Genomic DNA, 18,782 nt, shown 5'->3' on the forward strand with positions numbered 1-18,782 from the left:
ACAGTCGGCTTAAATAATTTTCAGGGAAAGCCAGTACAACACGCCGGAAAGAATAATCGCCGCCGGTAACGTAAATACCCAGGCCATCAGAATGCTGGTCACGGTTTTACGCTGCAACCCGCCGCCATCAACGACCATGGTTCCCGCCACTGAAGAGGAGAGTACGTGAGTGGTAGAAACTGGCATACCGGTGTAGCTGGCAAGACCGATAGAGACTGCCGCCGTCATCTGCGCCGACATCCCCTGCGCATACGTCATGCCTTTTTTACCAATTTTCTCGCCGATAGTGGTCGCCACGCGACGCCAGCCTATCATCGTACCAATACCCAGCGCCAACGCCACCGCCATGATGATCCACACCGGCGCATATTCAATGGTACTTAACATATCGGTCTTCAGCTTTTTCAGCAGACGCTGGTCATCGCTGCTTACGCCAGGCAATTTCACGACTTTGTCGGTCGTGTCGGAGATGCACAGCATAATGCGACGCAACTGACTACGCTGTTCAACGCTTAACTTGTCGTAGCTTTCCACGTTTGCCAGCATCCCTTTCGCACGGTTAAGCGCGTTAATGGTGTTAGCCGGATGGCAGTGGAATTCAGCCGGTTCAGTCGCGCCCGGTTCCGGAGACGGAATCAGTTGGTCAACGCCGGTGACGGCTTTCAGCAGGTCAGGACGCTGCTCAAAGTACGTTTCGACATTGTTGATAGCATCGCGCGTACGGGTGATTTCGTAGCTGGAGGCATTCATATTAACCACGAAACCCGCAGGCGCGACGCCAATCAGCACCAGCATGACCAGGCCAATGCCTTTTTGACCATCGTTCGCGCCATGCGAAAACGCCACGCCGATAGCTGAGAGAATCAGCGCGATACGCGTCCAGAACGGCGGCTTTTTCTTGCCGTCTTTCTTTTCACGCTCGGCTGGCGTCAGGTGGATACGGGCGCGTTTCTTAGTGCCGCTCCAGTAGCGACGCAGCAAGAAAATCAGACCGCCAGCGAACACCAGACCGACAATAGGGGAGATGATGAGCGAGCCGAAAATATTGATAACTTTCGGGATGTTAAGCGCATCCACCACTGACGTGCCGGTCATCATCGCATTGGTTAAACCGATGCCGATAATCGCGCCAATCAGCGTGTGGGAACTGGAAGCAGGCAACCCGAAATACCAGGTACCGAGGTTCCAGATAATCGCCGCCAGCAACATGGAAAAGACCATGGCGAGGCCGTGCGCGGAACCCATGTTGAGCAGGAGATCCGTTGGCAGCATATGCACAATGGCATACGCCACGCTGAGACCCCCCAGCAGAACGCCAAAAAAGTTAAACACCGCCGCCATGATAACCGCCAGCTGCGAACGCATCGCGCGGGTGTAAATCACGGTTGCGACTGCATTGGCTGTATCATGGAAGCCGTTAATCGCTTCGTAGAACAGCACAAAAGCCAGAGCAAGCAATAATAAAAGCCCGGTATGTAAATCCAGGCCAGCAAACAAATGTAGCATAGGACGTTACGCCATCTTGAGGACATGAACGCGGCGCATTATCAGTGACTTTGGCGGCGCGGGCAAAGTGAAATATAGACTTTTTTTGATGTGCTTCGTGCTTTGTTTTATGCCACTAAAGAATTATCTTATATATTTCAGACAAATACCATTTTCAGGCGCTTTTCGCGCTGGTGCGACCACTGAGGAAACTTTACAATTCCCGCCCGAATTTGAGAGAGGAAAGTCACGTGGAAAGGTTTGATGCCGTTATTATAGGCGCTGGCGCAGCGGGCATGTTTTGCGCAGCGCAGGCAGGACAGGCGGGTAGCCGCGTGCTGCTCATCGATAATGGCAAGAAGCCAGGACGTAAAATCCTCATGTCCGGCGGTGGGCGCTGCAACTTTACTAATCTTTATGTTGAGCCTGCTGCATATTTGAGCCAGAACCCCCATTTTTGCAAATCAGCGTTAGCCCGTTATACACAGTGGGACTTTATCGATCTGGTCGGCAGATACGGGATAGCCTGGCATGAGAAAACGCTGGGACAGCTTTTTTGCGATGATTCCGCTCAACGCATTGTCGATATGCTGGTTGCCGAGTGCGACAAAGGTGGCGTAACGCTGCGCCTGCGTAGCGAGGTATTGAGTGTCGCACGTGATGAGTCGGGTTTCGTGCTGGCGTTGAACGGCGAGACGGTCGTTACGCAAAAGCTGGTGATCGCCAGCGGCGGCCTGTCGATGCCGGGCCTTGGCGCATCGCCGTTTGGCTATAAAATCGCCGAACAGTTTGGTCTCAAGGTGTTGCCTACTCGCGCCGGGCTGGTGCCCTTTACGCTACATAAGCCGCTGTTAGAACAGCTCCAGACGCTGTCTGGCGTATCTGTTCCCTGCGTGATTACCGCCCGCAATGGCACGGTATTTCGGGAAAACCTGCTTTTTACCCATCGTGGGCTGTCCGGACCCGCCGTTTTACAGATTTCGAGCTACTGGCAACCGGGCGAATTGGTGAGCATTAATTTATTGCCGGACCTCTCGCTGGATGACGTTCTCAATGAACAGCGTAACGCTCACCCGAACCAGAGTCTGAAGAACACGCTGGCGATGCATCTGCCGAAACGGTTGGTAGAGTGTTTACAACAGTTGGGGCAGATCCCGGATGTATCGCTCAGGCAGTTGAACGTCCGTGACCAGCAGGCGCTGGTTGACATGCTTACAGCCTGGCAAGTGCAGCCCAATGGCACCGAAGGCTATCGGACAGCGGAAGTGACGCTGGGCGGCGTGGATACAAACGAACTGTCATCGCGGACCATGGAAGCGCGCCGCGTGCCGGGTCTCTATTTTATCGGCGAAGTGATGGACGTCACCGGCTGGTTGGGCGGCTATAACTTCCAGTGGGCCTGGTCGAGCGCCTGGGCCTGCGCGCAGGATTTGGCAGCAAAATGATAAGTACCATTACAAACAATAAGCGAATAGACATCCCGGACAGAGGTGTTAGTATCGATTTATAGCAGTTATGAGTATGCGTGTTTCATTTACGGCCAGGAACGCTGATGATGACAACATTACTCCCTCTTTTTCGGGTACCTACATCATTCACTCCCTTTGACGGCGAGCGCTTCATCGGCGACTATTCATCGTCTGGCCCCTTTTTCTTTTTCATTCATATCCCGGATGAAAACCTCCGCTGAACGCGCGTCTGGCGGACTTTGTGACACGCATTGTTGGACAACAGGGATTACGGCGGGTCGATTATGGACAAAATGAAGCGTCATCTGGTGTGGTGGATTGCAGGCATCCTGGTGGTTATTGCCGGCGTCGTAGGGTGGATGCTACGTCCTGCGGGCGTGCCGGAAGGGTTTGCCGCCAGCAACGGCAGAATAGAAGCGACGGAAGTCGATATCGCCACCAAAATCGCTGGTCGTATCGAGACGATACGGGTGAATGAAGGGCAGTTCGTTCGTCAGGGCGAGGTACTGGCGAAAATGGACACTCGCGTATTGCAGGAGCAGCGGCTGGAGGCGATAGCGCAGATTAAAGAGGCCGAGAGCGCGGTTGCCGCCGCCCGCGCCTTGCTGGAGCAACGCCAGAGTGAAATGCGCGCCGCGCAGGCGGTCGTCAAACAGCGGGAAGCTGAGCTGGATTCTGTCTCTAAACGTCACGTGCGTTCCCGTTCGCTGTCGCAGCGTGGCGCGGTATCTGTACAACAGTTAGATGACGATCGCGCGGCGGCGGAAAGCGCGCGCGCCGCCCTGGAGTCCGCCAAAGCGCAGGTATCTGCGGCAAAAGCGGCGATTGAGGCGGCGCACACCAATATTATCCAGGCGCAAACACGCGTGGAGGCGGCGCAGGCGACCGAGCGGCGTATTGTCGCCGACATTGACGACAGCGAATTAAAAGCGCCGCGCGACGGGCGCGTGCAGTACCGCGTTGCTGAGCCGGGCGAAGTGTTATCGGCTGGCGGCCGGGTGTTGAACATGGTCGATCTCAGCGATGTTTATATGACATTTTTCCTGCCGACCGAACAGGCGGGGTTGTTGAAGATCGGCGGCGAAGCGCGTCTGGTGCTTGATGCCGCGCCCGATCTCCGTATACCGGCAACGATCAGTTTTGTCGCCAGCGTGGCGCAGTTCACCCCCAAAACCGTGGAAACCCACGATGAACGGTTGAAGCTGATGTTCCGGGTGAAGGCGCGTATTCCGCCAGAGCTGTTGCGACAGCATCTGGAATATGTCAAAACCGGTTTGCCGGGAATGGCCTGGGTCCGTCTGGACGAGCGCGTGCCCTGGCCTGACTCTCTAAGCGTGAGGTTGTCGCAATGACGTCGCTGACGCTGGTGCCTGTTCCTCCCGTGGCGCAGCTTGAGGGGGTGAGCCAGCATTACGGAAAAACGGTCGCGCTGAACAATATCACGCTGGATATTCCCGCTCGTAGTATGGTCGGGCTGATTGGTCCGGACGGGGTGGGTAAGTCGAGTCTACTGTCGCTGATTTCTGGCGCGCGGGTGATTGAACAAGGGAACGTTATCGTCCTGGGCGGTGATATGCGCAATGCGAAACATCGCCGCGACGTCTGTCCGCGCATCGCCTGGATGCCGCAGGGACTGGGGAAAAACCTTTATCACACGCTATCGGTCTATGAGAACGTCGATTTTTTCGCCCGTCTCTTTGGTCATGACAAAGCTGAACGCGAAGCGCGTATTACCGAGCTGCTGAACAGCACCGGTCTGGCGCCGTTTCGTGACCGGCCTGCCGGGAAGCTGTCCGGTGGGATGAAACAAAAGCTGGGGCTGTGCTGTGCGCTGATTCATGACCCGGAATTACTGATTCTTGATGAACCTACCACCGGCGTGGACCCGCTCTCACGCGCCCAATTCTGGGACTTAATCGACAGTATCCGCCAACGGCAGACCAATATGAGCGTGTTGGTCGCAACGGCCTATATGGAAGAGGCGGAGCGTTTTGACTGGCTGGTGGCGATGAATGCGGGCGAGATACTGGCAACTGGCAGCGCGCAGCAACTGCGGGAAAAAACCCATAGCGCGACGCTGGAACAGGCGTTTATCGCCCTGTTGCCAGAAGCGCAGCGCCAGGCGCATAAGCCGGTGGTAATTCCGCCTTACCGCGCTGAGCAACAAGAGATTGCGATTGAAGCGCGGGATCTGACCATGCGTTTCGGTCATTTCGTCGCGGTTGACCATGTTAATTTCCGCATTCCGCGCGGCGAGATTTTTGGCTTCCTCGGTTCGAACGGTTGCGGCAAATCTACCACCATGAAAATGCTGACCGGTCTGCTTCCCGCCAGCGAAGGCCAGGCCTGGCTATTTGGTCAGCCGGTGGACCCGAATGACATCGACACCCGTCGCCGGGTCGGATATATGTCGCAGGCTTTTTCGCTCTATAACGAACTCACCGTGCGGCAGAATCTGGAACTTCATGCCCGCCTGTTTCATATTCCGCCAGCGGAGATCCCGGCGCGCGTCGCGCAGATGAGCGAACGCTTTATGCTAACGGAGGTGGAAGATACGCTCCCCGCGTCGTTGCCGCTCGGTATCCGCCAGCGTTTATCGCTGGCGGTAGCGGTGATCCATCGCCCGGAAATGCTGATTCTTGATGAGCCAACGTCCGGCGTTGATCCGGTCGCCAGGGATATGTTCTGGCAGCTTATGGTCGATCTTTCGCGTCAGGATAAGGTGACGATTTTTATCTCGACCCATTTTATGAACGAAGCGGAACGTTGCGACCGAATGTCATTGATGCACGCCGGTAAAGTGCTCGCCAGCGGGACGCCGCAAGAACTGGTGCAACAGCGAGGCGCGGCCAATCTGGAAGCGGCGTTTATTTCCTGGCTACAGGAAGCCGCGGGAGCGACACCTGAAACCACAATACCGCCATCCCAGATGCCCGCCGCGTCAGATAAACCGTCGCGGCAGGGATTGAGCTTCCGGCGTTTGTTCAGCTACAGTCGCCGCGAAGCGCTGGAGCTACGCCGTGATCCGGTACGCTCGACGCTGGCGCTGCTGGGAACGGTAATTCTGATGCTGATTATGGGCTATGGCATCAGTATGGACGTGGAAAACCTGCGTTTTGCCGTACTCGATCGCGATCAAACCGTCAGTAGCCAGGCGTGGTCGCTCAATCTGGCAGGGTCCCGCTACTTTATCGAACAGCCGCCGCTCGCCAGCTATGACGAGCTTGACCGGCGGATGCGTGCGGGAGAGCTGGCGGTTGCCATTGAGATCCCGCCTAATTTTGGCCGCGATATTGCTCGCGGTACGCCAGCGCAGATTGGCGTCTGGGTGGATGGCGCCATGCCCAGCCGCGCCGAGACGGTGAAGGGGTATGTTCAGGCGATGCACCAAAGCTGGCTGCAGGAGGCGGCGAGTCGTCAGCCGAACCCGGTTAAACAGGCCGGGCTGCTCAACATTGAAACGCGCTATCGCTATAATCCGGATGTGAAAAGTCTGCCCGCTATCGTTCCGGCGGTCATTCCGCTGCTGCTCATGATGATCCCGTCAATGCTTAGCGCCCTGAGCGTGGTGCGGGAGAAAGAGCTGGGGTCGATGATTAATCTGTACGTAACGCCGACGACGCGCAGCGAATTTTTGCTGGGTAAACAACTGCCGTATATCGCGCTGGGTATGCTGAACTTCTTGTTACTGTGCGCGCTGTCGGTCTTTGTATTCGGCGTGCCGCTGAAAGGCAGCTTTCTCACGCTTACCCTGGCGGCGCTGCTTTACGTCATCATCGCCACCGGTCTGGGGCTGCTGATCTCCACTTTTATGAAGAGCCAAATTGCCGCTATTTTTGGGACGTCGATTATTACCCTCATTCCGGCAACACAATTTTCCGGCATGATCGATCCGGTAGCCTCGCTGGAGGGGCCGGGAAGATGGATCGGCGAGATCTACCCGACTAGCCATTTTCTGACGATCGCGCGTGGGACGTTTTCCAAAGCACTGGATCTGTCCGATCTTTGGCCCTTATTTATGCCGCTACTGATTGCTGTCCCGGTGGTAATGGGTCTGAGCATTCTGCTGCTGAAAAAACAGGAGGGGTAATGCGCGGATTACGTAATATTTATAACCTCGGCGTCAAAGAACTGCGCAGTCTGCTGGGCGACAAAGCGATGCTGGCGCTGATCGTCTTCGCCTTTACGATTTCGGTTTACTCCTCCGCTACCGTCCTGCCCGGTTCGTTGCATCTTGCCCCTATCGCCATCGCCGATATGGATCAGTCGCAGTTGTCGAACCGTATTGTGAATAGTTTTTACCGCCCGTGGTTTCTGCCGCCGGAGATGATTACGGCAACGGAAATGGATGCCGGACTGGATGCCGGACGCTATACCTTCGCGGTTAATATTCCGCCGAATTTCCAGCGTGATGTGCTGGCCGGACGTCAGCCTGATATTCAGGTTAACGTCGATGCGACGCGCATGAGCCAGGCGTTTACCGGCAACAGTTATATCCAGAATATTATTAGCGGCGAGGTCAACAGCTTTGTGGCGCGCTATCGGGATAATAGCGTCCAGCCTGTGTCGCTGGAGATTCGGATGCGCTTTAACCCGAATCTGGACCCGGCGTGGTTTGGCGGCGTGATGGCGATTATCAACAACATTACCATGCTGGCGATAGTGCTGACCGGATCGGCGCTGATCCGCGAGCGAGAACACGGCACGGTTGAGCATCTGTTGGTGATGCCGGTTACGCCCTTTGAGATCATGATGGCGAAGGTATGGTCAATGGGGTTGGTCGTGCTGGTGGTTTCCGGTTTGTCTTTGATGCTGATGGTGAAAGGCGTACTTGGCGTACCGATTGAAGGATCGATCCCATTGTTTATGTTGGGCGTGGCGCTGAGCCTGTTCGCCACCACTTCAATAGGGATTTTTATGGGCACTGTCGCCCGTTCGATGCCGCAACTAGGGCTATTAATGATTCTGGTGCTGTTGCCGCTACAAATGCTTTCCGGCGGCTCCACGCCGCGCGAAAGTATGCCGCAGGCGGTGCAGGATATTATGCTGACCATGCCAACGACACATTTTGTCAGCCTTGCCCAGGCCATTCTTTATCGCGGCGCAGGTTTGAGTATCGTCTGGCCGCAGTTCCTGACCCTGCTGGCGATAGGCGGCGTGTTCTTCCTGATAGCGCTATTACGCTTCAGAAAAACGATTGGCACGATGGCATAACTCTCTTATCCGGCCTACAGACGTGCGGACGTAGGCCGGGCAAGCGAAGCGCTCCCGGCAAGGCGCTGAGGCGTTAGTCTTCTTTCGGCAAACACTGTAAGTGGCCGTGGCGCACGCCGCGCTGGGAGATAACATCATCGGCAAAATGCTGTACGTCGCCCATATCGCCTTTCAGAACGGCGATCTCCAGACAGTCATCGTGGTTGATATGGACGTGCAGCGTGGCGACGGATAAATCATGATGATGATGCTGGGTGGAGACGATGCGGCTGGCTAAATCCCGTTTCTCATGTTCATAAACATACGAAAGTACCGCGAAACCCTGCGTACCGTGTTCCTGGGTGACCTCCTGCGCCAGAGCGCCGCGCAGAATATCGCGGATCGCTTCGGAGCGGTTATTATAGCCGCGTCGCTGGCTCAGGCTGTCCAGCGTTTCCAGTAAATCGTCATCGAGGGTGATGGTGACACGTTGCATCTGACTTAAACCTTTTGGTATGGCGCGTCGGCGCATGGAAAGCTCCGCATTTTGTAACACACGTCCGGCGCCAGAGGGAAAAATTAATGTGTCATTGCGCTTTCGTTATCGTCTGCGAAGTCAGCGTAAAAGGCGTGGGGGTGCAGACTGCCAGGCTGAGCGTATCGAGCTGACACTGGCTGACCGACAACGCAAAGGGCAATGTGCTGTCCACGCTGACGATTTGCCAGGCGCTGCCGCCGCGTTGTTTCACGATGGCTTCTTTACGCGTCCAGATACGCCAGAATGCCGCCAGTTGTCGCTCCGGACGTTCCGCTTCCATTTCAGCATGTTCGCCGAGACTGAATACCGCATTTGCCAGCGAACGCCAGTTATCGCGCGGACGAATCACTTCAATATCGCAGCCGACTTCACCTTCATCGCTAAGCAACAGAGCAATAGTGTCGCCGCTATGGCTGAGGTTAAACCACAGCGGCGTTCCGGCGGAAAAAGCTGGTTTGCCCTGTTCGCCATACACCATCTCCGGTAGCGGCGAGAGCGCACGGGAAAGCAGCACGCGCCCGGCCAGCCAGCTTGCCCGGCGAACGCCCTGCGGCGCCTGGGCGATTAACGCGTCGGGCAATTGACCTGCGCTTAATGTGGACACTTTTCCCAGAACGATCTGGTACATATCAGGACCAACGTTGCATATAAAGAGGAGGTGATTGTAGCATCTGTCGCCTCATCCCGGTAAACGGCTTTTCGGTCGGCCTGGCCCCAGTAAGATTGCCAGTTTGCTGCCGCCTTTAGTGGTTTCCATCCAGATTTTGCAAACGCTGGTCAAGGGAACGGACAATAGCATCCCTACCGGGCCTAATAGCCATCCCCAGACCAGTAACGAGAGAAATACCACCAGCGTGGACATTCCCAGACGATGACCCATCATGCGTGGCTCCATAATGTTGCCAATCACCATATGGACCACCAAAAAGAGCGCGCCGACCAGTACGCATTCGTAAAAGCCGTTAAATAACAGCGCCTGAATCATGGGCGGAACGGCGGAAATCACCGAGCCGATATTAGGAACGTAATTAAGCAAAAAGGCCAGTACGCCCCACATTAGCGCAAACTGAATATCCATTAACGCCAGCCCCAGCCAGATAATCGCGCCCGTCCACAGACTGAGCAGCGTTTTCAGCGCCAGATAATGCGAGACGCCTTTCAGGGCGCGGTGCAGGCCGGCAATATGGATTTGTGGATTGTTAAGCGCAAAACGTAATTTATAAGGCACATGGCGTACCTCAAACAGCATAAAAACCACGGTCATCACCAGCAGCACAATGCTTGCCATCGCGCCCGATACACCGGTCATTAATGTCGTGGTGAAGAGCATAATTTTATCGGAATCCATCCCGCGGAGCATACGTTCCGGCGACATATGTAAATTCAGAAAGGGCATTAACTCCTGAAGGTGTAAGACTTTACGCGTCAGTTCCTTACTGTATTTAGGCAGCATGGCGATAAATTCATTAAGCGATGCGGCAAGCACGCCCACCAGCGCGGTAAGCACAATCAGCATGACGACCACCACGATAGTAATCGCCAGCGGTCGCTTCACGCCCCGGCGAATAAACCAGGTCACTAAAGGATTAAGAACGATGGCGAAAAAGAGCGCCAGCAAGAGTTGTACAATAATATCCGCCGCGGCATGAATCCCGGCGAGAATGACGACCAGGGAGGCCAGTTTCAGCAGAATATGCATACCCGTTTTGTCGGGCTGAGCGGTTACCATGAAGTTTTCCTTGTTGTGTTTTTTCTAAGTGTAGCGGCTGACCTGATACCGATAATCTGAATCTCACTACTGATTTTCACCGCGCGCCATGATAGAAATGAAAACATGATGTAAAAATGCGGTGATACTCATGCCCGAACCCGTCGCTGAACCGGCGCTAAATGGATTGCGCCTCAATCTGCGTATCGTCTCCATTGTGATGTTTAACTTTGCCAGCTACCTGACTATCGGCCTGCCACTCGCCGTCTTGCCCGGCTATGTGCATGATGCGATGGGATTCAGCGCGTTCTGGGCGGGGCTTATTATCAGCCTGCAATACTTCGCCACTCTGTTAAGCCGTCCCCATGCCGGGCGGTATGCGGATGTATTAGGGCCGAAAAAAATCGTTGTCTTTGGCTTGTTCGGTTGTTTTTTAAGCGGACTCGGCTACCTGCTGGCGGATATCGCCGACAACTGGCCCATGATCAGTTTGTTGCTACTGGGGCTTGGTCGCGTGATTTTGGGGATTGGACAAAGTTTTGCCGGCACCGGTTCGACACTGTGGGGCGTCGGCGTCGTTGGGTCGTTGCATATTGGTCGGGTCATCTCCTGGAACGGTATCGTCACCTACGGCGCAATGGCGATGGGCGCGCCGCTGGGCGTGCTGTGTTATGCCTGGGGCGGGTTACAGGGACTGGCGCTAACGGTGATGGGCGTAGCGCTGTTGGCGGTACTGTTAGCGCTTCCACGTCCGTCGGTGAAGGCGAACAAAGGCAAACCGCTGCCGTTTCGCGCGGTGCTGGGGCGTGTCTGGCTGTATGGTATGGCGTTGTCCCTGGCATCGGCAGGGTTTGGCGTTATCGCGACGTTTATTACCTTATTTTATGATGCTAAAGACTGGGATGGCGCCGCCTTTGCGCTCACGTTATTTAGCATCGCGTTTGTCGGTACGCGTTTGCTGTTCCCTAACGGCATCAATCGCTTGGGCGGGTTGAATGTTGCGATGATCTGCTTTGGCGTGGAGATTATTGGTCTGTTACTGGTTGGGACGGCAGCCATGCCGTGGATGGCGAAAATCGGCGTTTTGCTCACCGGTATGGGGTTTTCTCTGGTCTTTCCGGCGCTGGGCGTGGTGGCCGTCAAAGCGGTGCCGCCGCAGAACCAGGGCGCGGCGCTGGCGACTTACACCGTATTTATGGATCTATCTTTGGGGATTACCGGGCCGCTGGCGGGGCTGGTGATGACCTGGGCGGGCGTGCCGGTGATCTATCTGGTGGCGGCCGGGCTGGTAGCGATGGCGCTATTGCTTACCTGGCGCTTAAAAAAACGGCCTCCGTCTGCACTGCCGGAGGCCGCATCATCGTCGTAAAGGTTACTGAATAACCAACGTATTGATGATGTTTTCAGCCGTGGTTTGCGCTTTTTGCTGATTGTCCGCAGGCAGTGTGACCTGAATCGTCAGCAATTGGTTATCCACTTTGCCCAGCACGATGGAAGAATACGCCGTCTGTCCCTTCGCGGAGATAATACTGTCCAGTTGTTGCAACGTATGGCCTTTGAGCTCAATAGACTTATTGGTGACTACCTGAAGCTGAGGGTCGCGGCTACGCTGTTGCTCGAGCAGGCGGTTCGCCAGCACCGACAGCGGTTCATCGGTATTATCGCCGACGATGACAATCACCGCTTTCTGGCCCGTTGGGTCAGAATAAACGTGCATATTATTGGCCTGGGTGCCCAGCTTACCGCTCTGATCGGTCATATCCGCCGGCAGTGAGAAACTGAGTTTGCCATCCATCAGGCTGACGGGCTGCCCGGAGGCCTGACTTTCTGCGGCGGCACCTTCTGCCGGTGCTTTTGTATCGTTGTTATCACAGGCCGCAAGCCCCATAACCAGCAGGCCAATACCGGCATATTTAACCAAATTGCGCATTGACTTCTTCCTTTCGATAAACAGCCATAACGGCTCATTCGCTCATCTTATCACAACTCAGAAAACGAACCTTTAACTTGCCGGTAATGGGGAAATTTCAGATTTATCTGCCAGCCTTTTCAGCAACATATTCAGTAAAACGCCGTACATCGGCAGGAAGAAAATAATGCTGATGAGCACCTTGAAGCAATAGTCCACCAGCGCAATTTCCATCCAGTGCTCGGCCATAAAGGCATCGGGGCTTCGCCAGAACGCAATAAAGAAAAAGGCAAGAGTATCGCTGATATTGCCAAACAGCGTTGAGGCGGTCGGCGCCAGCCACCAGCGGCGATTCTGGCGCAGACGGTTAAACACATGGACATCAAGGATCTGTCCCAGCGCGTAGGCCATAAAGCTGGCGGCGGCGATACGGGCGACAAACAGATTAAAGTTCGCCAACGCGGCGAAACCTTGCCAGACGCCCATATAGAACAGCGATGACACCACATACGACACCAGCAGCGCGGGGAGCATGACGGCGAAGATAATGCGGCGCGCCAGCGGTGCGCCAAAAATACGCACGGTAAGATCGGTGGCGAGAAAAATAAAAGGAAAACTAAACGCGCCCCAGGTGGTGTGGAAACCAAAAATAGTGATGGGGAGCTGCACCAGATAGTTACTGGAAATGATCACCAGTAAATGGAATAGCGATAGCCAGAACAACGCTTTTATGCGCTGTGATTGTGTAAACGGAGTCATATTGTGACCTTTTTGTTGGATGGGGTGAGGGAACCCAATAAAGAACCGCCGCATAATACTGTTTTGCGCTGGCATTGCAATGGCTAATTTTCACGCAATCGTTAACCTGCCTGGCTTACTGACGAAGATGGGCGTAAAATATCGCCGTTTTTTTACGATTGAGACAAAGATGAGCGATCTGTTTTCCTCCCCTGACCATACGCTTGACGCCCTGGGGCTGCGTTGTCCTGAACCGGTAATGATGGTGCGCAAAACGGTGCGCAACATGCAAACTGGCGAAACATTGCTGATTATCGCCGACGATCCGGCGACGACGCGTGATATTCCTGGGTTCTGTACCTTTATGGAACACGATCTGCTGGCGCAAGAGACGGAGGGTTTGCCGTACCGCTATTTACTGCGTAAAGCGCATTAACCGTACGGCAGATAGCATGCTGATTAGAAGCTTTCCCAGCTCGCCTGTTCTGCGGCGGGTTGTGGCGTTAAGCCTTTGCTTAACGGCGTCGGCGGCGCCTCCCGACGAGGCTGTTTCTGGATGCGGAACACGGCGACCGCCTGACGAAGTTCGTTAGCCTGATCTTCCAGCGCCGCCGCCGCCGCTGCGGACTCCTCTACCAGTGAGGCGTTTTGCTGCGTCACGCTGTCCATTTCCGATACCGCCTGCGCCACCTGTTCAATGCCTTTGCTTTGCTCATCGGAGGCAGAGGCGATTTCGCCCATAATATCGGTCACGCGGGTCACGGCGGTGACGATCTCTTTCATGGTTTCTCCAGCTTCGCGTACCTGCGTAGAGCCGGTATCAATGCGCGACACGGAGTTTTCAATCAACACTTTGATCTCTTTGGCGGCCTGCGCGCTACGGCTGGCCAGCGTGCGTACCTCTCCGGCCACGACCGCGAATCCTCGCCCCTGTTCGCCGGCGCGGGCTGCTTCTACCGCGGCGTTTAACGCCAGGATATTGGTCTGGAAGGCGATACCGTCAATCACGCTGGTGATGTCCACGATTTTTTCCGAACTTTCGGCGATATCATTCATGGTGTGCACTACGTTATCCACCACGCGTCCTCCTTTACGCGCGGTTTCTGATGCTGTTTTCGCCAGACCGGTCGCCTGTCGTGCGTTATCGGAGTTTTGTCGTACCGTGGCGGTTAACTGTTCCATGCTGGCGGCGGTCTCCTCCAGCGCCGAGGCCTGCTGTTCGGTTCGGGAAGAGAGGTCGCTGCTGCCTGCGGAAATTTCGCCTGCGCCAGTATAGATAGAGTCCGCGTTATCGCGCACCGCGCTGACGGTACGGATTAACGACTGCTGCATCGTTTTGAGACCGGCGGCCAGTTGGCCCATTTCACTGCGTCCTTCGGCCTCTATCTCATGGGTGAGATCGCCGTCGGCGATAGTTTGAATGTGCGCCATAATCCGTTGCAGCGGGCGTAGTAGAACGCGTTGAAGCCCCTGCCAGATAAACGCCAGCACGACGAGCACGATAAGCAGAATCATCCCCAGCGTCCATTGCATCTGGGTAAAACTGCTCTGATTCTGATCGCTGGCTAATTTTATTAATTGCGCATTTTGAGAGAGCCACTGATTATATACCTGTTCCATGTCATCCTGCGCTTTTTGGGCGTCAAGGTTGCCATAAGCGGCGTAATTATCGGCTTTAAGATAGCGGATAGACTGCTGCAAAACGTCATACATCTGCTTAAAGCTGGCTTCTGCCTGGACATCTAATGCCGGATCTTTGCCTGCGATCGCTTCGGAGTTCGCGTAGTTGTTGAAATGTTTTTCCGCTTCGTTGAGTGACGCGCCAGCGTTGGTTAACAGCGTGTTCATGGCGTCCAGCGAGGCGGGATCGCGCTGATTTTTTAACATGCGTATCGCCACGCGGTTAATGGTGACGCGGGTTTCAATCAATGTCTGAAAACTGCCGCCCAGTTCCTGTTGTTGGTAACTTAATGCGCTCGCATTCTGGAAATTCAGTCGATCGCTGCTGACGGCGGAATAAAACAGTATTCCTGTTACCAGCAATAAGGCGCTAAATATGCCCAGCGTCGCGATAACGCCGGTGATAACTTTGATATTTTTCATAGTGCCTAACATTCCTTATTTTGTAGACGGTATGATCAATATCGGTTGGGTAAAAATTAACCTTACATCAAATCACGCTATTTCTGATTAATGGTTTGATAAGTAATAAAAAATAAATAATTTTCGCGTGAATAATATACGCAAAGAAAGGAATACCGCGGGATAACCCGGCGGACACGACGCCGCCGGGCGGGAGACGATTATTTTTTACGCAGCAAACGTAGCGCGTTGGCGGTCACCAGTACTGTGGCTCCCGTATCCGCCAGGATTGCCAGCCATAGCCCGGTAAAACCAAGTAGCGTCGTCACCAGGAAAATGGCTTTCAGCCCCAGAGCAAGGGTAATGTTCTGCCGGATATTCGCGTGGGTAGCGCGCGCCAGAGTAATCATCTGCGCTAACCCGCGCAGGCGGTTATGAGTAAGGGCGGCGTCGGCCGTTTCCAGCGCGACGTCAGTACCGCTGCCCATCGCGATCCCGATACTGGCAGCTTTCATTGCGGGCGCATCGTTAATGCCGTCACCCACCATTGCCAGCGGCGCTTGTTGGTTAAGGGCGGTGACTGCCTGCACCTTGTCTTCTGGCAGTAGCCCGGCTTTAAACGCCAGATCCAGCTCGCCGGCAATCGCTGCCGCCGCCCGCGGGTTATCGCCGGTCAGAATCACGCCGTTAACGCCTAACTGATGCAGTTCGCGGATGGCGTCGCGCGCATCGTCACGCAACGTATCCTGGAGGGCGAGGACGCCAAGAGCGATCTCGTTACGCAGCACCAGAACCACCGTCTGCCCGACGTTTTCCAGTTCGCTAATTTGCCCGGCAAACGCTGCCGCAGGCTGTTTTCCCGCCGCGCAAATCAGAATACGTTCGCCGTTAACCTGCGCTTCAATCCCGGTGCCGGCCAGTGTTCGCTGCGATTCCGCCGTTGGGATCGCCAGATCGCGTGTCTGCGCTTCGCGGACAATAGCCTGCGCCAACGGATGCGTAGCGCCTTGTTCTACGGCTGCCGCCAGTGCTAACAGTTCAGCTTCGCTGATACCACTTGCCGGATGAATCGCCGTCACCCGTGGTTTACCGACGGTCAACGTACCGGTTTTATCAAAGGCGATCTGCGTGATACGGCCCAGTTGCTCCAGCGCTGCGCCGCCTTTAATCAATGCGCCGCGCCGTGCCGCCGCCGCCAGCCCGGAGGTAATGGCCGCGGGCGTGGAGATCACCAGCGCGCATGGGCAACCGATTAGCAGCAGCGTCAGCCCTTTATAAATCCACTCCTGCCAGCCGCCATCGAACATCAGTGGTGGAATAAGCGTCACCAGCAGCGCGATGACCATAATGACTGGCGTATAGATGCGGCTGAAACGGTCAATAAACCGCTCAATGGGCGCACGGCGCTCTTCCGCCTCTTCAATCAGCGTCAGGATACGGTCAATCGCGCTGGCACCAGGTTCAGATAACACCTCCAGGGTGACGAGACGGTCAACGCTGGTCGCGCCTGCCGGGATTTTTTCGCCCGTTGCGCGCTCCACAGGGATGGACTCGCCGGTGAGCGCGCTTTCATCAAAGCTGGCGAAACCGGAGATCAGTTTACCGTCGGCGGGTAAACGCCCTCCGGCGGCGACTTCGATAACATCGCCCGGTCGCAGGGTATTAATAGCGACCTCTTCCCGCACGCCGTGGCGCAGACGGGTAGCCGTTTCCGGTTTAAGCGCCATTAATGCGCTGACGCCTTTACGGGCGCGGCTGGCGGCCCATCCTTCCAGGCGCTCGCCGATGAGGAACAGCAGCAATACCATTGCCGCCTCCGCCGTTGCGCCAATAAACAACGCACCAATGGCGGCGATGCTCATCAGCGTTTCAATAGCGAACCAACTGCCGCTTTTCATCAGCCGCAGCGCCTGGCGGGCAATAGGATACAGGCCGACCAGGGTAGTGGCGATAAAGGCCAGTTGGCCGAACGGGTGGTTAAATTGCTCCAGCCCCCAGCTTATCGCCATCATAATGATCAGCGTAATAAGCGGCAGGTTCTCTTTAAGACGAGATTCAGGCGTTGCGTCGCGTGAATCTTCGCTACGCAAGGTATAACCCGCCTTCTGTACGGCGCGTTCAATTTGCGTGCGGAGGTCGGCGTCGGCATCGACCACTAACTTTTCGGTGGCGAACAGCACTTGCGCCTGGTTGACGCCGCGAATTTGGCGTACCGCATTCTCCACTTTTCGGGCGCAGGCGGCGCAGTCCATGCCTGAGATTTTCCAGGTATAGCGCGTGCCTGCCGCGGCAATAGAAACAGGCGCGCTGGTCGCACAATGTTCTTCACAGCAGCAGCTATCGGCCTTCTGTATCGCCGGGGCTAATCTGAAGGATGAAAAGGGCGGGACTTTTTTGCCATCGGAATCAGGGGTCGACATAACGTCCTCCGGTTGATGATAATTTTCTCATTAACCGGAGGATACACTCTGGAGTCGACTCCAGAGTCAAGCGCTATTATTTACAGGTACAGCGAGCGCACAATCAGGAAGTGTCCGGCAAAGTAGCAGGCGGCGGCAATCGCGTTATCCGCCCGGAAACGGCGGCGGTAATGGCTACCCAGCCAGACGATATTGCCGATGAACAGCAGCGTTGCGCCGGTAAAGGCCGAAAGGGCTGGCGCCGTTGGGCGGAAGAACCACAGTTCACCCGCCAGCCAGACCATGACCAGCGTCATGGCGATAAAAGTACACACTGGCCAGCGCAGCTCTTCCAGCCGCGTCCAGATAACGGCGATAAGCAACGCGCCGACTATCAGTAACGCCAGCGGCAGCGGCCAGAAGAACGACAACGTCATTTGGCTGGCAAAGTAAATGGTGTAGAGCAGATGCGATAAGAAAAATGCCCCGACGGCGTACAGCAGGCGTTGACGCGGCAAGAGCGTTAACGCATCGCCGACCAGCGAGGCGCACAGACCGGCCAGCACAAGATAACTGATGGCGTCAAACATCGGCGCTTGCCAGGCCAGTAACAGTAACAGTAATAACGTGACGGGCTTAAAAACCCAGCGTTGCCAGGCTGGCCCGCGATAGGAGGCGTCCACATACAGCCATGCGGACAGGCAGACAGCGATAAACGACCAAAGCATCTTAATTCCTTGAATTCGTTATTTTTTCGCAAACGGTATGCTTGCGGCTCTATTATTTAGTGTAGAGGCCGTGACGGTCAGATGACAACACCATAACGGGCAGGGTATGCTTATTTCCGCATTTTCCGACAGGTTAACATCATGAGTAAACCACCGTTTTTCTTCATTATAATCATTGCATTAATCGTGGTTGCCGCGTCGTTTCGCTTCGTTCAGCAACGGCGGGAAAAAGCCGCTAATGATGCGGCGCCGTTACAGCAAAAACAGGTCGTGGTAAGCAATAAACGGGAAAAGCCGGTTAATGACCGACGCTCGCGCCAGCAGGAAGTGAGCCCAGCGGAAACCAGTATGCGCTATGAGGCAAGTTTTAAACCGCTCAATGGCGGTCTGGAAAAAACGTTCCGTGTACAAGCGCAGCAGTACCACGCTTTGACGGTGGGCGACAAAGGTACGCTGAGCTATAAGGGAACGCGGTTTGTCGGGTTTGTTGCCCGTAGCCCGGATAACGAATAAACCGTTATCCGGCAGCAAAC

The 18,782-nt window shown here is 55.3% G+C and carries 17 protein-coding genes; 8 read left to right on the forward strand and 9 right to left on the reverse strand.

All coding sequences use genetic code 11. The features are described from left to right. Window positions 1–9: 9 nt before the first annotated feature. Window positions 10–1,506, reverse strand: coding sequence for an inorganic phosphate transporter PitA (gene pitA / locus AC3G3F_RS10405; protein ID WP_000902757.1), 1,497 nt, complete (start codon window positions 1,504–1,506; stop codon window positions 10–12). A gap of 230 nt (window positions 1,507–1,736) precedes the next feature. Here pitA and AC3G3F_RS10410 point away from each other — a divergent pair, with 230 nt between their 5' ends. The 5 genes from AC3G3F_RS10410 (at window position 1,737) to AC3G3F_RS10430 (ending at window position 8,168) form a co-directional block, all read left to right on the forward strand. Then, entirely contained in the window at window positions 1,737–2,930 is a 1,194-nt protein-coding gene (locus AC3G3F_RS10410) for a BaiN/RdsA family NAD(P)/FAD-dependent oxidoreductase (protein WP_023247814.1), read from the forward strand. A 107-nt stretch (window positions 2,931–3,037) separates the two neighbouring features. Then, window positions 3,038–3,175, forward strand: coding sequence for a hypothetical protein (locus AC3G3F_RS10415; protein WP_154707684.1), 138 nt, complete (start codon window positions 3,038–3,040; stop codon window positions 3,173–3,175). Window positions 3,176–3,238: 63 nt separating this feature from the next. Then, window positions 3,239–4,306, forward strand: coding sequence for an HlyD family secretion protein (locus AC3G3F_RS10420; RefSeq protein ID WP_023247815.1), 1,068 nt, complete (start codon window positions 3,239–3,241; stop codon window positions 4,304–4,306). Next, window positions 4,303–7,044 carry a ribosome-associated ATPase/putative transporter RbbA gene (gene rbbA, locus AC3G3F_RS10425; RefSeq protein ID WP_079796023.1) on the forward strand — a complete coding sequence of 914 codons (2,742 nt, stop codon included), beginning with the start codon at window positions 4,303–4,305 and terminating at the stop codon, window positions 7,042–7,044. Before AC3G3F_RS10420 ends, rbbA begins: the two co-directional genes overlap by 4 nt. Then, window positions 7,044–8,168, forward strand: a complete 1,125-nt coding sequence (locus tag AC3G3F_RS10430) for an ABC transporter permease (protein WP_023247817.1) — start codon at window positions 7,044–7,046, stop codon at window positions 8,166–8,168. The genes rbbA and AC3G3F_RS10430 overlap by 1 nt, the downstream gene beginning before the upstream one ends. A 73-nt stretch (window positions 8,169–8,241) precedes the next feature. Here AC3G3F_RS10430 and nikR read toward each other — a convergent pair whose 3' ends face one another. The 3 genes from nikR to AC3G3F_RS10445 all read right to left on the reverse strand — a co-directional run bounded on the left by nikR (window position 8,242) and on the right by AC3G3F_RS10445 (window position 10,414). Further along, the gene (nikR, locus tag AC3G3F_RS10435) at window positions 8,242–8,643 is read right to left on the reverse strand and encodes a nickel-responsive transcriptional regulator NikR (protein ID WP_023247818.1); all 402 of its coding nucleotides are present in this window, start codon (window positions 8,641–8,643) and stop codon (window positions 8,242–8,244) included. A gap of 91 nt (window positions 8,644–8,734) precedes the next feature. Then, a complete protein-coding gene (gene acpT, locus AC3G3F_RS10440) occupies window positions 8,735–9,313 on the reverse strand; it encodes a 4'-phosphopantetheinyl transferase AcpT (protein WP_053529869.1) in 579 nt (192 codons plus the stop codon). Window positions 9,314–9,364: 51 nt separating this feature from the next. Next, a complete protein-coding gene (locus AC3G3F_RS10445; RefSeq protein WP_023247820.1) occupies window positions 9,365–10,414 on the reverse strand; it encodes an AI-2E family transporter in 1,050 nt (349 codons plus the stop codon). Window positions 10,415–10,544: 130 nt separating this feature from the next. On the opposite strand from AC3G3F_RS10445, the gene AC3G3F_RS10450 reads away from it, so the two are divergent. Then, the gene (locus AC3G3F_RS10450) at window positions 10,545–11,762 is read left to right on the forward strand and encodes an MFS transporter (protein ID WP_070803419.1); all 1,218 of its coding nucleotides are present in this window, start codon (window positions 10,545–10,547) and stop codon (window positions 11,760–11,762) included. Between the two features lie 3 nt (window positions 11,763–11,765). On the opposite strand, the gene AC3G3F_RS10455 is transcribed toward AC3G3F_RS10450, so the two are convergent. Together AC3G3F_RS10455 and AC3G3F_RS10460 are read right to left on the reverse strand one after the other, a co-directional pair. Then, a complete protein-coding gene (locus AC3G3F_RS10455; protein ID WP_023247822.1) occupies window positions 11,766–12,323 on the reverse strand; it encodes a DcrB family lipoprotein in 558 nt (185 codons plus the stop codon). A gap of 72 nt (window positions 12,324–12,395) precedes the next feature. Continuing rightward, window positions 12,396–13,061 carry a 7-cyano-7-deazaguanine/7-aminomethyl-7-deazaguanine transporter gene (locus AC3G3F_RS10460; RefSeq protein ID WP_023247823.1) on the reverse strand — a complete coding sequence of 222 codons (666 nt, stop codon included), beginning with the start codon at window positions 13,059–13,061 and terminating at the stop codon, window positions 12,396–12,398. 169 nt (window positions 13,062–13,230) lie between these two features. On the opposite strand from AC3G3F_RS10460, the gene tusA reads away from it, so the two are divergent. After that, the gene (gene tusA, locus AC3G3F_RS10465; RefSeq protein WP_001541054.1) at window positions 13,231–13,476 is read left to right on the forward strand and encodes a sulfurtransferase TusA; all 246 of its coding nucleotides are present in this window, start codon (window positions 13,231–13,233) and stop codon (window positions 13,474–13,476) included. Window positions 13,477–13,499: 23 nt separating this feature from the next. Here tusA and tcp read toward each other — a convergent pair whose 3' ends face one another. From tcp to AC3G3F_RS10480, 3 genes are all read right to left on the reverse strand, one after another. Further along, entirely contained in the window at window positions 13,500–15,143 is a 1,644-nt protein-coding gene (gene tcp / locus AC3G3F_RS10470) for a methyl-accepting chemotaxis citrate transducer (RefSeq protein ID WP_023247824.1), read from the reverse strand. A 200-nt stretch (window positions 15,144–15,343) separates the two neighbouring features. Further along, on the reverse strand, window positions 15,344–17,542 hold the full coding sequence (zntA, locus tag AC3G3F_RS10475; protein WP_023247825.1) for a Zn(II)/Cd(II)/Pb(II) translocating P-type ATPase ZntA: 2,199 nt from the start codon (window positions 17,540–17,542) through the stop codon (window positions 15,344–15,346). 80 nt (window positions 17,543–17,622) lie between these two features. Beyond that, a complete protein-coding gene (locus tag AC3G3F_RS10480) occupies window positions 17,623–18,249 on the reverse strand; it encodes a lysoplasmalogenase (protein ID WP_000964735.1) in 627 nt (208 codons plus the stop codon). A 141-nt stretch (window positions 18,250–18,390) separates the two neighbouring features. Here AC3G3F_RS10480 and AC3G3F_RS10485 point away from each other — a divergent pair, with 141 nt between their 5' ends. Next, window positions 18,391–18,762 (forward strand): DUF2500 domain-containing protein, encoded by a 372-nt coding sequence (locus tag AC3G3F_RS10485; protein WP_488394943.1) that lies wholly within the window; start codon window positions 18,391–18,393, stop codon window positions 18,760–18,762. Window positions 18,763–18,782: the final 20 nt, after the last annotated feature.

This window comes from Salmonella sp. FC25216 (assembly GCF_057751355.1).

Coding starts and splice junctions, on each gene's coding strand:
- pitA (WP_000902757.1), bottom strand. CDS start 1,506: ATGCTACATTTGTTTGCTGGCCTGGATTTACATACCGGGCTTTTATTA.
- AC3G3F_RS10415 (WP_154707684.1), top strand. CDS start 3,038: ATGATGACAACATTACTCCCTCTTTTTCGGGTACCTACATCATTCACT.
- AC3G3F_RS10420 (WP_023247815.1), top strand. CDS start 3,239: ATGGACAAAATGAAGCGTCATCTGGTGTGGTGGATTGCAGGCATCCTG.
- rbbA (WP_079796023.1), top strand. CDS start 4,303: ATGACGTCGCTGACGCTGGTGCCTGTTCCTCCCGTGGCGCAGCTTGAG.
- AC3G3F_RS10430 (WP_023247817.1), top strand. CDS start 7,044: ATGCGCGGATTACGTAATATTTATAACCTCGGCGTCAAAGAACTGCGC.
- nikR (WP_023247818.1), bottom strand. CDS start 8,643: ATGCAACGTGTCACCATCACCCTCGATGACGATTTACTGGAAACGCTG.
- acpT (WP_053529869.1), bottom strand. CDS start 9,313: ATGTACCAGATCGTTCTGGGAAAAGTGTCCACATTAAGCGCAGGTCAA.
- AC3G3F_RS10445 (WP_023247820.1), bottom strand. CDS start 10,414: ATGGTAACCGCTCAGCCCGACAAAACGGGTATGCATATTCTGCTGAAA.
- AC3G3F_RS10450 (WP_070803419.1), top strand. CDS start 10,545: ATGCCCGAACCCGTCGCTGAACCGGCGCTAAATGGATTGCGCCTCAAT.
- AC3G3F_RS10455 (WP_023247822.1), bottom strand. CDS start 12,323: ATGCGCAATTTGGTTAAATATGCCGGTATTGGCCTGCTGGTTATGGGG.
- AC3G3F_RS10460 (WP_023247823.1), bottom strand. CDS start 13,061: ATGACTCCGTTTACACAATCACAGCGCATAAAAGCGTTGTTCTGGCTA.
- tusA (WP_001541054.1), top strand. CDS start 13,231: ATGAGCGATCTGTTTTCCTCCCCTGACCATACGCTTGACGCCCTGGGG.
- tcp (WP_023247824.1), bottom strand. CDS start 15,143: ATGAAAAATATCAAAGTTATCACCGGCGTTATCGCGACGCTGGGCATA.
- zntA (WP_023247825.1), bottom strand. CDS start 17,542: ATGTCGACCCCTGATTCCGATGGCAAAAAAGTCCCGCCCTTTTCATCC.
- AC3G3F_RS10480 (WP_000964735.1), bottom strand. CDS start 18,249: ATGCTTTGGTCGTTTATCGCTGTCTGCCTGTCCGCATGGCTGTATGTG.
- AC3G3F_RS10485 (WP_488394943.1), top strand. CDS start 18,391: ATGAGTAAACCACCGTTTTTCTTCATTATAATCATTGCATTAATCGTG.